This is a genomic window from Streptomyces sp. NPDC005017, assembly GCF_042873115.1.
Taxonomy (GTDB): Bacteria; Actinomycetota; Actinomycetes; order Streptomycetales; family Streptomycetaceae; genus Streptomyces.
On record NZ_JBIALD010000003.1, the window covers coordinates 167,073 to 181,803 of the forward strand.

The 14,731-nt window shown below is 73.4% G+C and carries 12 protein-coding genes and 2 pseudogenes; 4 read left to right on the top strand and 10 right to left on the bottom strand.

The annotated features are described in order from the left end of the window. Window positions 1-17: 17 nt before the first annotated feature. Entirely contained in the window at window positions 18-1,463 is a 1,446-nt protein-coding gene (xylB, locus tag ACFYR0_RS05820; RefSeq protein WP_389322278.1) for a xylulokinase, read from the bottom strand. A gap of 230 nt (window positions 1,464-1,693) precedes the next feature. On the opposite strand from xylB, the gene xylA reads away from it, so the two are divergent. Then, a complete protein-coding gene (xylA, locus tag ACFYR0_RS05825) occupies window positions 1,694-2,860 on the top strand; it encodes a xylose isomerase (protein ID WP_389322280.1) in 1,167 nt (388 codons plus the stop codon). Window positions 2,861-2,963: 103 nt separating this feature from the next. Here the strand turns inward: xylA and ACFYR0_RS05830 are convergent, their stop codons facing one another. From ACFYR0_RS05830 to ACFYR0_RS05850, 5 genes are all read right to left on the bottom strand, one after another. Continuing rightward, window positions 2,964-3,149, bottom strand: a complete 186-nt coding sequence (locus tag ACFYR0_RS05830; RefSeq protein ID WP_389322282.1) for a hypothetical protein — start codon at window positions 3,147-3,149, stop codon at window positions 2,964-2,966. A 38-nt stretch (window positions 3,150-3,187) separates the two neighbouring features. Beyond that, complete coding sequence (locus ACFYR0_RS05835; RefSeq protein WP_389322284.1) at window positions 3,188-3,562, bottom strand: hypothetical protein; 375 nt, start codon at window positions 3,560-3,562, stop codon at window positions 3,188-3,190. 107 nt (window positions 3,563-3,669) lie between these two features. Further along, window positions 3,670-5,010: an esterase-like activity of phytase family protein gene (locus tag ACFYR0_RS05840; protein WP_389322286.1), complete on the bottom strand. Its 1,341-nt coding sequence runs from the start codon at window positions 5,008-5,010 to the stop codon at window positions 3,670-3,672. A gap of 329 nt (window positions 5,011-5,339) precedes the next feature. Continuing rightward, window positions 5,340-6,614 (bottom strand): SWF or SNF family helicase, encoded by a 1,275-nt coding sequence (locus tag ACFYR0_RS05845; RefSeq protein ID WP_389322288.1) that lies wholly within the window; start codon window positions 6,612-6,614, stop codon window positions 5,340-5,342. Further along, on the bottom strand, window positions 6,611-9,385 hold the full coding sequence (locus ACFYR0_RS05850) for a DEAD/DEAH box helicase (RefSeq protein ID WP_389322290.1): 2,775 nt from the start codon (window positions 9,383-9,385) through the stop codon (window positions 6,611-6,613). Before ACFYR0_RS05850 ends, ACFYR0_RS05845 begins: the two co-directional genes overlap by 4 nt. A gap of 437 nt (window positions 9,386-9,822) precedes the next feature. On the opposite strand from ACFYR0_RS05850, the gene ACFYR0_RS05855 reads away from it, so the two are divergent. After that, on the top strand, window positions 9,823-10,005 hold the full coding sequence (locus ACFYR0_RS05855; protein WP_386379551.1) for a hypothetical protein: 183 nt from the start codon (window positions 9,823-9,825) through the stop codon (window positions 10,003-10,005). 49 nt (window positions 10,006-10,054) lie between these two features. Here the strand turns inward: ACFYR0_RS05855 and ACFYR0_RS05860 are convergent, their stop codons facing one another. Together ACFYR0_RS05860 and ACFYR0_RS05865 are read right to left on the bottom strand one after the other, a co-directional pair. Further along, window positions 10,055-10,999 (bottom strand): hypothetical protein, encoded by a 945-nt coding sequence (locus tag ACFYR0_RS05860; RefSeq protein ID WP_389322292.1) that lies wholly within the window; start codon window positions 10,997-10,999, stop codon window positions 10,055-10,057. 330 nt (window positions 11,000-11,329) lie between these two features. Next, the gene (locus tag ACFYR0_RS05865; protein ID WP_389322294.1) at window positions 11,330-11,626 is read right to left on the bottom strand and encodes a hypothetical protein; all 297 of its coding nucleotides are present in this window, start codon (window positions 11,624-11,626) and stop codon (window positions 11,330-11,332) included. Window positions 11,627-11,745: 119 nt separating this feature from the next. On the opposite strand from ACFYR0_RS05865, the pseudogene ACFYR0_RS05870 reads away from it, so the two are divergent. Next, window positions 11,746-11,865, top strand: a pseudogene (locus ACFYR0_RS05870) (DUF2236 domain-containing protein); the annotation flags it as partial. Here ACFYR0_RS05870 and ACFYR0_RS05875 read toward each other — a convergent pair. Both ACFYR0_RS05875 and ACFYR0_RS05880 read right to left on the bottom strand, forming a co-directional pair. Next, window positions 11,847-13,871 carry a recombinase family protein gene (locus tag ACFYR0_RS05875; RefSeq protein WP_389322296.1) on the bottom strand — a complete coding sequence of 675 codons (2,025 nt, stop codon included), beginning with the start codon at window positions 13,869-13,871 and terminating at the stop codon, window positions 11,847-11,849. The pseudogene ACFYR0_RS05870 and the gene ACFYR0_RS05875 sit on opposite strands and share 19 nt — an antisense overlap. A 32-nt stretch (window positions 13,872-13,903) precedes the next feature. After that, complete coding sequence (locus ACFYR0_RS05880) at window positions 13,904-14,080, bottom strand: hypothetical protein (protein WP_389322809.1); 177 nt, start codon at window positions 14,078-14,080, stop codon at window positions 13,904-13,906. Here ACFYR0_RS05880 and ACFYR0_RS05885 point away from each other — a divergent pair. After that, window positions 14,045-14,674 (top strand): annotated as a pseudogene (locus tag ACFYR0_RS05885) (oxygenase MpaB family protein); the annotation flags it as partial. The gene ACFYR0_RS05880 and the pseudogene ACFYR0_RS05885 sit on opposite strands and share 36 nt — an antisense overlap. Window positions 14,675-14,731: the final 57 nt, after the last annotated feature.

Below are 14,731 nucleotides of genomic sequence, written 5' to 3' on the forward strand. Positions count from 1 at the left end.
GTCCGTGCCCCGGGGCCTCAGCCTCGGGTCGCACCCCGCCTGAGCAGCGGGGCCGCGTCGGAGAGTACCCCGGAGATCCGGGCCAGCGTCTCCCCGTCTCGCTCCACGGCGTCGAGCACGGGTCCGCGCGCGGTGTCCCAGCGGCGCGCCACGGCGGCCGGGTCCTCGCCGGTGAGCACCCCGGCGGCCTGGGCGGCGGCGCCCAGCGCGACCAGCTCGCGGGCCTCGGGCACCAGGACGGGACGTCCCGACAGCCGCCGTACGGTCTCCTGCCAGGCCCTGCCCCGGGCTCCGCCGCCGATCAGCAGCAGGGGCGTGGAGCGGTCCGCGTCCTGGTCGAGGACCAGGTCGAGCGCGCCGAGCAGGGAGTGCACGGCACCGTCGTAGGCCGCCTGGAGCAACTGGCCCGCCGTGGTGTCGTGGCGCAGGCCGTGCAGCAGCCCGGTGGCGTCGGGCAGGTCCGGGGTGCGCTCGCCGTCCAGGTACGGCAGGAGGGTCACGCCCGTGCCGGGCTCCACCGCCTCGCGGTCCAGGCCGAGCAGGGCGGCGACGCGGTCGACGGCCACGGTGCAGTTCAGGGTGCAGGCCAGCGGCAGCCAGTCGCCGCGGGCGTCGGCGAAGCCCGCCACCGTCCCGCTGGGGTCGGCCGGGCGGTGCGTCGAGACCGCGTACACCGTGCCGGACGTGCCGAGGCTGAGGACCGGCGTTCCCGGGAGCAGTCCGAGGCCGAGGGCCGCGGCGGCGTTGTCACCGGTGCCCGGCGCGACCAGGGTGCCCTTGGAGAACGGCAGGTCGTGGCTGTCGCGTACGGTGCCGACGACCTCGCCGGGCCGGGCCACGCGCGGCAGCAGCGCGGGGTCCAGCCCCACGTGCCCGAGGATCCCGGCGTCGTACGCCTCCTGTCCCGAGGTCCACCAGCCCGTGCCGGAGGCGTCGCCCCGGTCGGTGGTGGCCAGGCCCGTGAGGCGTTCGGTGAGGTAGTCGTGGGGGAGGCGCACGGCCCTGGTGGCGCGGACCGCGTCCGGCTCGTGCTCGGCGAGCCACGCCCACTTCGTGACCGTGAACGAGGCGCCGGGCACACTGCCCGTGCGCTCGGCCCAGGCCTTCGGACCGCCCAGCTCCTCGACCAGCCGGCGGGCCTGGGGCGCGGAGCGCACGTCGTTCCAGAGCAGGGCCGGGCGGACGGGTTCGCCGTGCTCGTCCAGCGTCACCAGGCCGTGCTGCTGGCCGCCCACCGAGACGGCGGCCGCCTCGTACGCGGCCTCACCGCACTGGCGCAACGCCTCGCGCAGCGCGTCCCACCACCGGCGGGGGTCGCTCTCCCGGCCCACACCGGCGGACACGGTGTGCGGAGCCTGTCCGCTCGCCACCACCTCACCGGTCGCCGCGTCGACGACCAGCGCCTTCGTGGACTGCGTGGACGTGTCCACGCCGACTACGAGCGGACCCTCGGCTGCTGACATCGGACTCTCCCTCTCGATGTGGCTCTGCGGGATCTGACCTGCTGTTTTTCCATTGTCACCAGGACACCGTGCCCCGACCCCGACCGCTGTCCCCCGGGGTACGGCGGCCCGGGCGCACATCTCGGGGACTCCATGTCCCTTCCCTGAGACGCGTCGGCATACTAATTTGTAAAGTGCGATGACGAAATAGCGTCCTCGCGAAACGGTCGAAGCAAGCAAGGAGCCGTGGCATGAGCTACCAGCCCACCCCCGAGGACAGGTTCACCTTCGGCCTGTGGACCGTCGGCTGGCAGGGACGGGACCCCTTCGGCGACGCCACCCGGCGCGCCCTCGACCCTGTCGAGACGGTGCAGCGCCTGGCCGAGCTGGGCGCGTACGGCGTGACCTTCCACGACGACGACCTGATCCCCTTCGGGTCCTCCGGCACCGAGCGCGAGTCGCACGTCAAGCGCTTCCGCCAGGCCCTCGACACGACCGGCCTGACCGTGCCGATGGCCACCACCAACCTCTTCACCCACCCCGTCTTCAAGGACGGCGCCTTCACCGCGAACGACCGCGACGTGCGCCGCTACGCCCTGCGCAAGACCGTCCGCAACATCGACCTGGCCGCCGAACTCGGCGCCGGGGTCTATGTCGCCTGGGGCGGCCGCGAGGGCGCCGAGTCGGGCGCCGCCAAGGACGTGCGCGTGGCCCTGGACCGCATGAAGGAGGCCTTCGACCTGCTCGGCGAGTACGTCACCTCCCAGGGCTACGACCTGCGCTTCGCCATCGAGCCCAAGCCGAACGAGCCGCGCGGCGACATCCTGCTGCCGACCGTCGGCCACGCCCTCGCCTTCATCGAACGCCTGGAACGCCCGGAGCTGTACGGCGTCAACCCCGAGGTCGGCCACGAGCAGATGGCCGGGCTGAACTTCCCGCACGGCATCGCCCAGGCCCTGTGGGCGGGCAAGCTGTTCCACATCGACCTCAACGGCCAGTCCGGCATCAAGTACGACCAGGACCTGCGCTTCGGCGCGGGCGATCTGCGCGCCGCCTTCTGGCTGGTCGACCTGCTGGAAAGCGCCGGTTACACCGGGCCCCGCCACTTCGACTTCAAGCCGCCGCGCACCGAGGACCTCGACGGGGTGTGGGCCTCCGCCGCGGGCTGCATGCGCAACTACCTCGTCCTCAGGGAGCGTGCCGCCGCCTTCCGCGCGGACCCGGAGGTCCGTGAGGCCCTGCACGCCTCCCGTCTGCACGAACTGGCCCAGCCCACCGCCGGGGACGGCCTCCGGGCCCTCCTCGCCGACCGCACGGCCTTCGAGGAGTTCGACGTGGAGGCGGCCGCCGCGCGCGGGATGGCCTTCGAGCGGCTCGACCAGCTGGCCATGGATCATCTGCTGGGGGCGCGGGGCTGATCCCGGATCCCGCCCCGCGTTCGTGCCCGGGCCGTACGGCGGCTCGGTGCGGGCGGCTCGGGGTGCGGGGCCGCCGGGGCGCCTCTCCGGGGGCGGGAGCGGGTCAGCCCGGCGGTCGGAGCCGGTCGGTCCGTCGGCGGGTGCGGCGGCCGGGGCCGTCGGGGCGGTCGCCGCGCGTGAGGGTGTCGTTCAGCGCGTCGCGCAGACGTGTCAGCCAGTCCGCCGCCGTGCCGGGTATCCAGGGACGCTCGGCACGGAACGCCGTCCGGTCCACCCGCCAGCCGGTCACCCGCTCCCGGCCGAAGGCAGCGGCCGCGGCCGCGGCGGCTACCGCGCTCGCCTGTCCGCGCCGCAGGACCTTGCGCAACAAGCGGGGCGGCAGCCGGGTGCCCGCCGCCTCGGCTCGTACTCCCCGGCGCCGTCCGCGGCCTCCGCCCACCGCTGGAACCGGCCGGCCACGACCCGCACCTGAGGCGGCCGGGACTCGACGGTCCCGATGCCGTCGACGTACGGATACGGATCGAGCGGATCGACCCGGAACACGTCCTCCAGCACCACCCAGTCGAGGTCGGCCGGCTCCCGGGCGGCGGCTCCCACCCAGGCCGGGAGCGTCATGCTGCCGCGCAGCACGAGGGAATCGCTCCAGGGCGCGGACGCGCCCTGGAGCGAGCACATGGCCGGGCGCCGCGCGGCGCCCGGCACTCCTCCCCCCGAGTCCTGTCACACCGACGACGCTACCAACGGGCACTGACAACGCCCGTTACCGAGAGCGAGGGCGACGGACCCGGCGGGGCGGGTGTCACGGTGGCTCAGAAGCCGTTCGGCAGACGGACGTAGACGACCCTGGTCTCGACACCGCTGTCCACCAGGCGGCCCTGGGCGTCGAAGGCACCGGTGCCGTCCGTCATCCCGAAGTCGTTGTCGTTGATGACGGCGAGCGTGTCGCGGTCGACCCGGGCGACACCCTCGATCTTGCCCGGGACGCCGGCGACCGTGCCCAGGTCGACCAGGAGGCGCTTGGACAGCACGGGCACGCCCGCCGCCGCCGGGTCCGCCAGCTGCTCAAGCGCCGGGGACGTCGTCGCGTCGTCCCAGGGCCCGCCCAGGATGTCCGCGCGGCGGTCCAGGCGTACGACGTGCAGCCGGGCGGTCCTGTCCGTGCGCTCCTGCACCAGCAGACGCTCCCGGCCCACCGCGACCACCGAGGAGATCTTGAGCTCGGAGGTGTCGTCCTCGCCCGGGTCCACGACCTCGACCGGGTCGAAGCGGTACGCGTACTCGGCGGTGACCGCCTTCCTCTCCGGCGAGAAGCGGAACAGCCGGGTGGTGCGCGAGGAGTTCCCGGAGGCGGTGTCCGGCAGCGAGAGCGGGCTCTGCACGGCGATCACCAGGTCGCCGCAGGGCAGCAGGGCGAGACCCTCGAAACCGCGGTTGACCTTCCGGTTCAGCAGGATGGACGGCAGCGTCTCGACCACGGGGTAGTCGGCGCCGGCGAGGTTCAGCCCCTGGGGCACGTACCGCTCGAGCACCTTGCCGCGCGCGGAGACGTGCACCAGCGAGGGGCCGTACTCGTCCACCAGCCAGAACGTCCCGTCCCCGGCGCGGACGATGCCCTCGGTGTCCAGGCCGTTCGGGTCGAACGGCAGCGGGGTGGAGGCGTCGTAGGAGTACGGGGCCTCGTCCCGGGAGGCCTGGTTGGACAGGCCGGTGACGGGCTTGCCCGAAGAGGTGGTGATCGGTATCGCCGACACGACCTTCACGGCGTCGCCGTCCACCCGGATCCGCACGATCGCGGGGTCGAAGCCCGGCACGGGGAAGGTGCGGCGCTTGGTGCCGTCCACCTTGATCTGGCCGTTGGGCCCGCGGTCGGTGACCGTCCAGAACTCGCCCTTGCGGCCCGTCGGGTAGAGGTCGCTGCCGATGCCGCCGAGGTCCACGCCCCGGTCGTCCGCCACCGTGCCCGGCAGCAGCGCGTTGCTGAAGGCCCCGAGCGGGATGTCCCCGAGCGTGGCCGTGCGGACGACACGGGGCTGGTCGCCGGAGTCCGCCGACGCGGGAACCGCGGCCGTGAGAGCGGCCAGAACGGCGAGGGGCAGCCCCGCCGCGACGGAACGGGAGACGGGGCGCCGGCCTGCGGCGTTCGGGGACATCGAGCCTCCAGTGGGCGAGTTCGCTGACAGCGGCCAGATTCGATCCCTCCGGGGAGAAGCGGGCGCCACGCACGCGTGAACGCCCGGTGTCGACCCGTGGTCGGGTCGGCATCGGGCGTCCTCGGCAGCGTCCCGGCCGGGCCCGGAGAAGGGGACCGGCATCGATGGGGGCCGTCCGGTGCCCTGCCCGGAACCGCATTTGACGGCGTGTCATCCGACGGTCTCCCGCCTGCCCCATGGGGGGCGGAGCGGCTGTTCCGGCCGGGCGACGGCGCGTCTTCCGGCACCCGCCCAGTCGGTTGCGGCGGAGCGGCTCTTCCAGCCTCGCGTCAGACCTCGTCCGCCCCGCTGTCCATCGACGCCAGGGCCGTCGCCGGATCGCGGGACACCGGGCCGCCCGGTACCCAGCGACCCCGCTCCTTGCGGTACGGCCACCAGCCGCCCTCCCGCCCCAGACGCAGCTGGAAGGGCGCGTCGGCGACGGTCCAGCGGTTGCCCCGGGCCCGTAGCACGGGTCGTTCGTCCTGGTCCCACGCCGAGTCCAGGGCGGCACGCGCGCGTGCGAGAGGCTCGCCCCCCACGGACCACTCCTCCTCGCACACGGCGAGCGCCGGGGCGCCGCCCAGCCTCCAGGCCCGCACCGCTACGGCCAGCGTCTCGGGCGTACGGCCCGACTCCTCGGCCAGGCGGCGCGTGACGGCCCGCCCGGGGTCCGCCGCGGCGAGCCGGACGGCGTCCAGGGCGAGCGTGGGCGCCTGGAGCTGCCCGGCCTCGGCCCGGTGCTGCTCCGGTTCGGCCGTCAGAGCCGCCGCGAGCAGCCGGTGGGCCTCCGTCGCGGCGCACTGCGCGAGGAACTCCAGGGCGTCCGGATCGACTTCGGCCGGGGCGGGCACGTCCGTGTCCAGCGTCGGGGGAGTGCCCGGTGCGTCGGGCAGCTCCGGGAGGGCGGGCAGGGCCGGCAGGATGTCACCGACGGCGAAGGCCTCGGCCGCGTCCACCCCGTCCGGCTCGGGGGCTGCCTCGGTCCGCGCGGTGCCCCGGTGCTGCAGGTCCTCCACCAGGGCCGACTCGCCCCGCCCGCGCAACAGCAGCAGCACCAGCGGGTCCTGGTCGAGCAGCAGCGCCACCTGGTAGCACAGCGCCGCCGTGTGACGGCAGTGGTCCCAGGCCCCGCAGTCGCACTCCGGTTCGAGATCGCCGAGCCCCGGCAGCAGGTCGACTCCCGCCGCGGCCGCGTCCTCGACCAGATGGGTCGGCATCTCGCCGTCGAGGAGCGCCGCCACATGCCCGGCCCGCTCGACGGCCATGTCCAGGAAGCGGTCCCACCCGGCCGCGGGCAGTTCCGTCAGCAGGACGTCGGCCCGGTGTGCCGTGCGGTCGCGGTCCTGGACGACGGCGGTGATCCGGCCCGGCCGCACCGACACCGCGCCCACCCCGCCCGCGCGCGCGAGCCGCCGCCCCGCCCTGAGCTGCTCGCCGTCCAGCGCCCCGTCCTCCAGTGCCTGGAGCCAGGCCCGCCCCCACCAGGTACGGGCGAAGCCGCGCCCGTGGGAGGGCGGCAGCGCGGCGAAGGTGCGTTCCGTGTCGTCCCCGCTCCGCGTCATCGCGCACCCCCGCGCAGCTCGACCAGTTCGGACAGTTCGGCGTCGGTCAGCTCCGTCAGCGCGGCCTCGCCGGCGCCGAGAACGGACTCCGCCAGCGCGCTCTTACGGCTCAGCATGTCCGCGATGCGGTCCTCGATCGTGCCCTCCGCGATCAGCCGGTGCACCTGCACCGGGCGGGTCTGTCCGATGCGGTACGCGCGGTCGGTGGCCTGCGCCTCCACGGCGGGGTTCCACCAGCGGTCGTAGTGCACGACGTGCTCCGCGCGCGTGAGGTTCAGCCCGGTGCCCGCCGCCTTCAGCGACAGCAGGAACACCGGCACCTCGCCGTCCTGGAAGCGCCTCACCAGCCGTTCGCGCTCGGCGACCGGCGTCCCGCCGTGCAGGAACTGCGTCGGCACGCCCCGTCCCGCCAGATGGCGCTCCACGAGGCGGCCCATCGCCACGTACTGCGTGAAGACCAGGACGCTCTGGTCCTCGGCCAGGATGGTGTCCAGCAGCTCGTCCAGGAGCTCCAGCTTCCCGGACCGGCCCCCGATCCGCGGCCGGTCCTCCTTGAGGAACTGCGCCGGGTGGTTGCAGATCTGCTTCAGCCCGGTCAGCAGCTTCACGATCAGGCCGCGCCGGGCCATGCTGTCCGCGCCCGCGATCTCCGCCAGCGTCTCGCGCACCACCGCCTCGTACAGCCCGGCCTGTTCGCGCGTCAGCGACACCGGCCGGTCGGTCTCCGTCTTCGGCGGCAGCTCGGGCGCGATCCCGGGGTCGGACTTGCGGCGGCGCAGCAGGAAGGGGCTCACCAGCCGGGCGAGCCGTTCGGCCGCGGCGGGGTCGTGACCGCCCTCCACGGCTCGCGCGTACCGGGTGCGGAAGGTGCCGAGGCGGCCCAGCAGCCCCGGCGTCGTCCAGTCGAGGATCGCCCACAGCTCGGACAGGTTGTTCTCCACCGGGGTGCCGGTGAGCGCGACACGCGCGCGTGCCCCGATGGACCGCAGCTCCCGCGCGGTCGACGCGTACGGGTTCTTGACGTGCTGCGCCTCGTCGGCGACGACCAGACCCCAGGCCGTCCCGGCGAGGCGGCCGGCGTCCCGGCGCATCGTGCCGTACGTGGTCAGCACGAACCCCCCGTCGGCGAGGCCGTCGAGTTCGCGCCGGGGGCCGTGGAACCGGTGGACCGCCGTGCCCGGCGCGAACTTCTCGATCTCCCGCTGCCAGTTGCCCATCAGGGAGGTGGGACAGACGACGAGGGTCGGACCGGCCGTCGCGGTGTCGGTCTGCCGGTGCAGATGCAGGGCGATCAGCGTGATCGTCTTGCCCAGGCCCATGTCGTCGGCCAGACAGGCGCCCAGCCCGAGGGACGTCGTCCGCGCCAGCCAGTCCAGTCCGCGGCGCTGGTAGTCGCGCAGGGTGGCCGCCAGCGCCTCGGGCTGGGCGACCGGCTCGTGCGATTCCGGGGCCGTCAGCCGCTCCCGCAGGGCCGCCAGCCATCCCGTGGGCTCCACCTCGACCCGGCGGCCGTCGACCTCCACCGAGCCCGCCAGAGCCGCGCTCAGCGCGTCGACGGGAGTGATCGCGCGGGCCTGCCGGGCGCGGACTCCGCGCAGCTCCTGAGGGTCGATCAGCACCCACTGGTCCCGCAGCCGTACGACCGGGCGGCTGGCCTCCGCCAGCAGGTCGAGCTCCTCGCGGGTGAGCCTCTCGTCGCCCACGGCGTAGCGCCAGTCGAAGGAGAGCACCGCGTCCGGGGACAGGAACGAGGGCAGCCCGGTGGCGCGCTCGCCCGGCTCCTGGCCGGCGTCGGGGGGACCCACGACCGCCCGGACGGTCAGCTCGCGGGTCAGGCCCTTGGGCCAGTGCACGTCAACACCGGCGCCGCTCAGTGCCCGCGCGCCCTCACCCACCAGGTCGGTGACCTCCTCGTCGGCGAGGTCCAGGGCCGTGGGCACCGCGGCCGACAGCAGAGGTGCCAGGGGCGGCCAGGCCCGTGCCGCCCGGCGCAGGGCGAGCAGGGCGTCCACGCGCGCGCGTGGGCCGAGGGCGGCGCCGGTGGCGTCACCTGCCGTCCACACCTCGGCGGCGTCGGCGACCAGGGCCGGATCGCTCACGCTGTGCACCTGCGGCACGATCCGGAAGCTCGGGAAGGTCTCGTCCGGGTCCGCGCCGTCTTCACCGAGACCCGGCACCTCCACCCGCAGGGAGACCCGGACGCCCGCGTCGTGGCCCGCGGCGACGTCGGCGGCCCAGGCCCGCAACTCCGGCAGCAGTCGCGGCTCTCGTCCCGCGAAGGCCGGGCCTCCCGTCACGAGCGGGGCCGCGGGCGACCGGGGGAGCGTGTCGGCGACGGCGTCCATGAAGGCGCGCAGGAGCCGCTCGGGTTCGGGCAGCCGGGGGGCGCCGGTGGCGTCGACGGGGACGGCGTGCGCCTCGGGAGGCATGGAGGCGGCCAGGCGGCGCAGGGCGGCCGTGTCCTCGGGGTCCAGCGGGCCCGCGCGCCAGGCGTCGTGGCCGTCCGGGGACAGTCCGGGCAGCAGCAGGCCGCGGGCCGTCAGGCGCAGCGCGAGAACGGCCGCGGTGCCCCAGAACGCCGCCGCCCGGTGTGCGCCGGGGGCGACACGCGCGCGTGTGAGCACCGGCAGCGCCGCGTCGACGGGCAGCAGCAGGGCGGGCACCTCGTCCGGCTCCACGCCGTGCTCGGTGGGCACGATCACGCGCAGGTCGGCGACCGACCCGGGCTCCGGGGCGGCCGGAGCCGGACCCTCCGGCGTCCAGAAGGCCATCGTGCCGGTGCGGGCGGGGTCACCGGGCAGGAAGACGACATGGCAGTGGGTGAGTTCGGAGATCTCGGAGGCGGGTGCGACGGAAGTACTCTTCAGAGCTATGACGCATTCCTCAAATTTGACTACCGGGTTCAGAGTGGTCGAGGGTACAGGAGGCGGACCCCTGATCGAAGATGATTTGCCGTGTCGTGGATCACATTCCCGCCCGACGCTGCTTGCCGGGACCGGGACTCTCTCCCAGGGTGGAGTAACGGGACTCTCTCTCGGGGTGGAGTAAGGGGCGGACTCAGGGACGTCTCAGGGTCGCGGTCCGGAACCGCGGCGGGTGCCGACCCCGTTCTCAGTACAAGAGGGCGGGGGCCGACCCGGCTCTCGGGAAAGAGGGCGGACCCGTTCTCGCAACGGTGGACGGCTGTGGCCGCAAAGGAGGCGACAACATGTCGAGGAACGCGAAGATCGCCGCAGGAGGCGTGGCGGTCGGGCTCATCCTGCTCATCTGGCTGCCCTGGTGGGCCGCGCTGCTGATCGTGCTGGGCGTCCCGGCCGCGGCCTACCTCACACTGGACCCGTCACAGCGGCGCCGACTGCGCCGCGTCTCCCGCAAGGAGCTCGGCCGCTGAGGCGGTGACCCGGGTGCGCGGCGCCGGCGCGCACCCGGAAGAGGCTCCGTCAGCTGGGGCGTACGGCCATCTTGTCGAGCGCCTCGAGCAGACCGGGCAGCTCAGGTCCCCGCCCCACGGGAACGACCTCGCCCGGCATCTCGTCGAGCAGCACGAACGCGATGTCGTCGGTCCTGGCCACCAGCGACCAGCCCGGACCGTCGGCCCGCAGCGTCCGCGCGTCGCCCGGGGCGAAGGAGGAGCGCACCCGGCCCAGTGGCGGAGGCGTGTCCACGTACGCCCGCGCCTCGGCCAGCACCCGTCGCACGCCTTCGCTGCGCACGCCGCCGGACTCCTGACCGGCGCCGGCGTCCTGCGCGGCGTCCGAGCCCGAGCCTTTCTCCGAGCCCGAGCCCGAGCCCGAGTCCTGCTCCGTGCCCGAGCCCGAGTCCTGCTCCGTGCCCGCTTCCGCCGTCGTGTCCCCCTCGGCGGAGGTTCCGTCCGTCGCGGCGAACGCGGAGTCGTCGATCTGCTCGCGCCACAGCGCCCACTGCAACGCGATCTCGTCCGCTCCCATGCGACGCTGGGCCGGACCCCAGCCGGAGGTGTCCGGCGGGGCCAGCGGAGCCCGCTCCGCGAGCTCGGCCTCGGGGTCGTGCGGCGCCGGGACACCCGGGGCCGCCACGGCGAGCGCCAGCGGCCAGCCGGGCAGCGCCGCCACCACCGTGTGCTCCGCCGGCGACAGGTCGTACTCCATGCCGCAGTCCCAGGAGGCGATGGCCACGGCGACCAGCGAGACATCGTCGGTCGCGATGGTCCACCGGGCGCCCTCGCCGTCCTGGCCCAGCACCAGGCCGTACCCCTCCGCGAGGGGCGCGAGACCGAGCGCCGCACAGGCTTCCGGATAGTCGTCGCCCAGCACGCTCGGGAACTGCGCCGGCGTCAGCAGCACCGCCGTGAGCACATAGAGCGCGTCCTCCGCCGCCGTGACGGCGTCCTCGTCCGTCCCGGACATGCCAGCCTCCCAATGATTCATCCCGATCGCGCGCACCCTAATGCGCGCCGGACGCCCTTGTCACGACCGCCTGGCGCACCCGGAGCTGCGGTTTTCCGACGTGGTGGGACGAATCGACCGCCCCGGCCCGTCCGTCCCGGGCCTCTGGCAACCGGCCGGGGCCGCACGCCGTCCGGCCCCGGCCCGCTGCCGCCTGCCGTCCGTCCCCGGGCCCCTGTCATCCGCATGGGGCCGCCTTGTCGTCCCGCTCGGGCCCCTGCCGTCCGGCCCGGGCCACCTGAGCCTGTCCTGGCCCCCTGCGTCTGTCCCGGGCCGTCGGCAGCCTCCGCCTCAGGCGGCCGGCAGCCCGAGGAGCGAGCGGGCCACGGTCGCGGGAGACTCGTCGCGCTCACGCGCGAGCGCGATCAGCGCCCGGCACGCCAATTCGTTCACCCCGAACGACAGCGCCTCCGGCGAGACCCATCCCGCGGCCTCGTCGATCCGGTCCTGGTCGTCCTCCGCGCAGGCCGACACATACACCGCGGCGGCCTCGAAGAGGTTGTGCGAGCGCCGGTCGCGGCCGGTCTCCCGCTCCGTGCGCTGTGCGGTGACAATCCCGCGCCATGCCTTGCGGACCTTCTCGAACATCCTGACCGCCTTCCCCGTGCGTCAGTCGCCTCGTTGCCGTGCAGCGGTACCGCTGATCCTTTCATCTGCTCCGACCCAACGTAGAGTTGGAGTTCCGGCGGCAGAAGGGGGACGGCGCGGTGAAGCGCTACGACAGGCTCGAGCGGATCCGGCGGATGGACCCCTACAAGGAGGCCACCGAGATCTACCGGCTCAGCTCCGCCTACGAGTTCCCCTGGGACTACAGCCGGGCCCTGGAGACCATCCCCTCGGGTGCCGTCGGAACTCGTACGAGCAGCCTGGGATCGATCCTGCCCTCCACCACCAGTGGAGGCAGCGGGTACACGCTCGGAAGAGGCAGGCTCGCGCAGTCCTCCAGCAGACCCATCGCCTGTTCGAAGAGGCCGGAGGTCACCCAGCGCTGATAGCGCGTCGTGAGCCCTGTCGTCTTGCCGTACTCCTCGGGCAGCTCCTTCCAGGTACAGCCCGAGCGCGCCTTCAGGAGCACCGCTTCGAGCACCTGACGGTGCGGCAGGCGGTCCTTGCGCTGGCGCTTCTCGGAGCCCTCGAAGAGGGCCTGGACGCGGCTCCAGGCCGCATCGTCCAGGACCGGCACGCCGCGGTCCCGCTCGCGGAACCAGGCGGTGAGCGTGTCGTCCGCCCGGACCTTCTTGGGGACCGGGCCGGCCAGTGTGACCTTGAGGTCCAGCAGGTCGCAGACCTCCGCCTTCTCCTCGGGCGTCATGTCCCGCATGCGAGTGCGGGCCACCTCTGCGAGCGCCTGGAGGTCGTGCGCCCGCTGCTGGGCGAGATCGCTTTCCTCCTGCCAGGCGATGGCCTCGCCGCGCAGCTTGACCAGCTCCGCCCGCTCGTCCTCCAGGGCCTTCGTCGCCTGGGCGACAGCTGCGGGGGAGGTGCTCTTTGCCGCCAGGATCATCATGTTGGCGATGGCCGTGTCCTGCGCCGCGATCTTCTTGTCCAGATCGGCCACGCGTTCAGCGTGGTTGGCCCGTTGGCCTGTGGCCATGTCCAGCCAGTCCGATGCCATCTTCGCGAGCCGCCCGGGGTCCTGGAGCAGGTCGCAGACCTCGCCCCACACGCGCACCTCCAGGGCGTCGGCGTCCACCTGTGAACAGGTGCAGACCGTAGCGCCGGGGAAGGTTTCGATCTTCCCCGTGCAGCGGTACATGCGTCCGGGGCGGTCGCCGCGGTCAAGGCCCGTGTAGTGCTTCCCGCATGAGCCGTACACCCGCTTGCTCAGCGGGTGAGTGCTGCCCGACTCCTTGCGGGCTCTGGCGTTGCGGGCCAGGGCCCGGTTCAGCCGCTCCACATCCGCCTCCGGAAAGAGGCGGGGCAGCTCGATGACCACGGTCTGGCCGTTGGCCGGCCGACCGTCCACGCCGAGCTTCGTGCCTCCCTTCCAGCCCGCGGTCTGCGGGTTGCGGTAGATCATCTGGCCCTTCTGGAGGGCCGTGCCCTGGAGGCGGCTGCGCAGATTGCCCGCGGTCCAGGGCCTCCCGGAGCGAGCCCGGTAGCCCTCGGCGTTCATCGCCATGGCCGCCTGGCGGCAGTTCTTGGCCTCCACGACGATCAGGTGCCACGCCCTCTTCAGAGCGTCCGTTTCGTGAACTGCCGTGCAGTGCTCGTCTGCGGGGCAGACGTCCAGCGTCAGCGTGGACTCCCCACGCCTCCCCTGGTCTTCGATGCGCCACCCGTACGGCGCCGAGCCGCCGGGATGCCCGCCCTCTTCGGCCTTCTCCTGAATACCGCTCTGCGTGCGGACCCTGATGCGCGTGTACTCCTTGAAGGCATAGTTCGCCTCCTCGCGCATCTGGGCTTCGCCCTCTTCAGTGGTGTTGTCGATGCTCTTGTCGACGATGGCCACGAAGATGCCGAGGTCCTGCAACTCCCAGACCCAGCGGTAGAAGACGCGGTCCGTGCGCCCGATGGCGCGGGTTTCGTTGACCACGACCACGTCGAAGGGGCGGGGCTCCTGCCGGGCGAGCTTCATCAGGCGGGGCAGGTCGTCCCGCTCCTGCCAGGACAGGGAACCGGAAACGCCCTCGTCCTTGAAAGTATCCACATGCGCCCAGCCTTTGGCGGCGATGTGCTTCGCCGTCTTCTTGGCGCTGTAACTGATGCCGTAGCCCTGCTTCTGCTGCTCCGTCGACACCCGCAGGTAGTCGACGGCCCGGAGCGTGGCTGTGAGAGTCTGGGTCACGTCAGTCCCTTCGCGACTGGCAAGGCCCCGGTTCGCGCCTCGCACGCGCGGCCGGGGTCGTCTCGTACGGCGCGAGCCTATGCCGTACCGCTGTCAGCGCGGGGGCTGAACAGGAGTTTCAGGATTCGCCCGTAGGTGTCCGGATCGTGCTCGGCGGCCTCGGTCCAGCGAATGCTGATCTCAGGCCTGTCCTTCCTCAGCCACTCGCCGGCGCCCTCGCCCGCACCGCCATCCGGCGCATCAACCAGATGCACCCCAGCTACGACATCGGCGACGACGACATGCGGTACGTCCTGAGCACCTTCGTCGTGATGCCGAAGCGCTGGATCGACACCTACGGCTGGCGGCGGCTGTCGCGCCACGAGACGGTGGCCGCCACCAACCACTACCGCGCCCTGGGCCGTCACATGGGCATCCGGGACATCCCGGAGAGCTACGAGGAGTTCGTGGACCTGCTCGACACCTACGAAGCCGGCCACTTCGCCTGGGACGACAAGGCGCGCCGCGTCTCCGACGCCACCCTCGACCTGATGAGCTCCTGGTATCCGCGCCCCCTCGCGCCCGTGATGCGCACCGCGACGCTCGCCCTTCTTGACGAGCCGCTGCTGCGGGCCTTCCGCTACCCGCCTCCCTCCGCCTCCGCGCGAACGCTCGTGCGCCGGGCGGTGCGGCTGCGCGGGCGGGCCGTCCGGCTGCTGCCCCCTCGCCGCGCGCCCCGTTTCGCGCGGCAGAACTGGGAGATCAAGGGCTACCCCGACGGCTACGAGGTGAACGAACTGGGCACCCGGCCGGTTCCCGGCGTACGCGGCTGCCCCGTACGCCACGTGGACGGATCGGGTGTGGAGTGAGCCGGGTGTCCGCCTCTGTAGGCCCGCGCGGCTCGGTCGGACGCCGGACGCCCCTGT

Bases quoted from the DNA above. Each gene is read 5' to 3' on its own strand.
- ACFYR0_RS05865 (WP_389322294.1), bottom strand. From the start codon at position 11,626: ATGTTCGAGAAGGTCCGCAAGGCATGGCGCGGGATTGTCACCGCACAG.
- ACFYR0_RS05860 (WP_389322292.1), bottom strand. From the start codon at position 10,999: ATGTCCGGGACGGACGAGGACGCCGTCACGGCGGCGGAGGACGCGCTC.
- xylB (WP_389322278.1), bottom strand. From the start codon at position 1,463: ATGTCAGCAGCCGAGGGTCCGCTCGTAGTCGGCGTGGACACGTCCACG.
- ACFYR0_RS05845 (WP_389322288.1), bottom strand. From the start codon at position 6,614: ATGACGCGGAGCGGGGACGACACGGAACGCACCTTCGCCGCGCTGCCG.
- ACFYR0_RS05850 (WP_389322290.1), bottom strand. From the start codon at position 9,385: ATGGCCTTCTGGACGCCGGAGGGTCCGGCTCCGGCCGCCCCGGAGCCC.
- ACFYR0_RS05840 (WP_389322286.1), bottom strand. From the start codon at position 5,010: ATGTCCCCGAACGCCGCAGGCCGGCGCCCCGTCTCCCGTTCCGTCGCG.
- xylA (WP_389322280.1), top strand. From the start codon at position 1,694: ATGAGCTACCAGCCCACCCCCGAGGACAGGTTCACCTTCGGCCTGTGG.
- ACFYR0_RS05855 (WP_386379551.1), top strand. From the start codon at position 9,823: ATGTCGAGGAACGCGAAGATCGCCGCAGGAGGCGTGGCGGTCGGGCTC.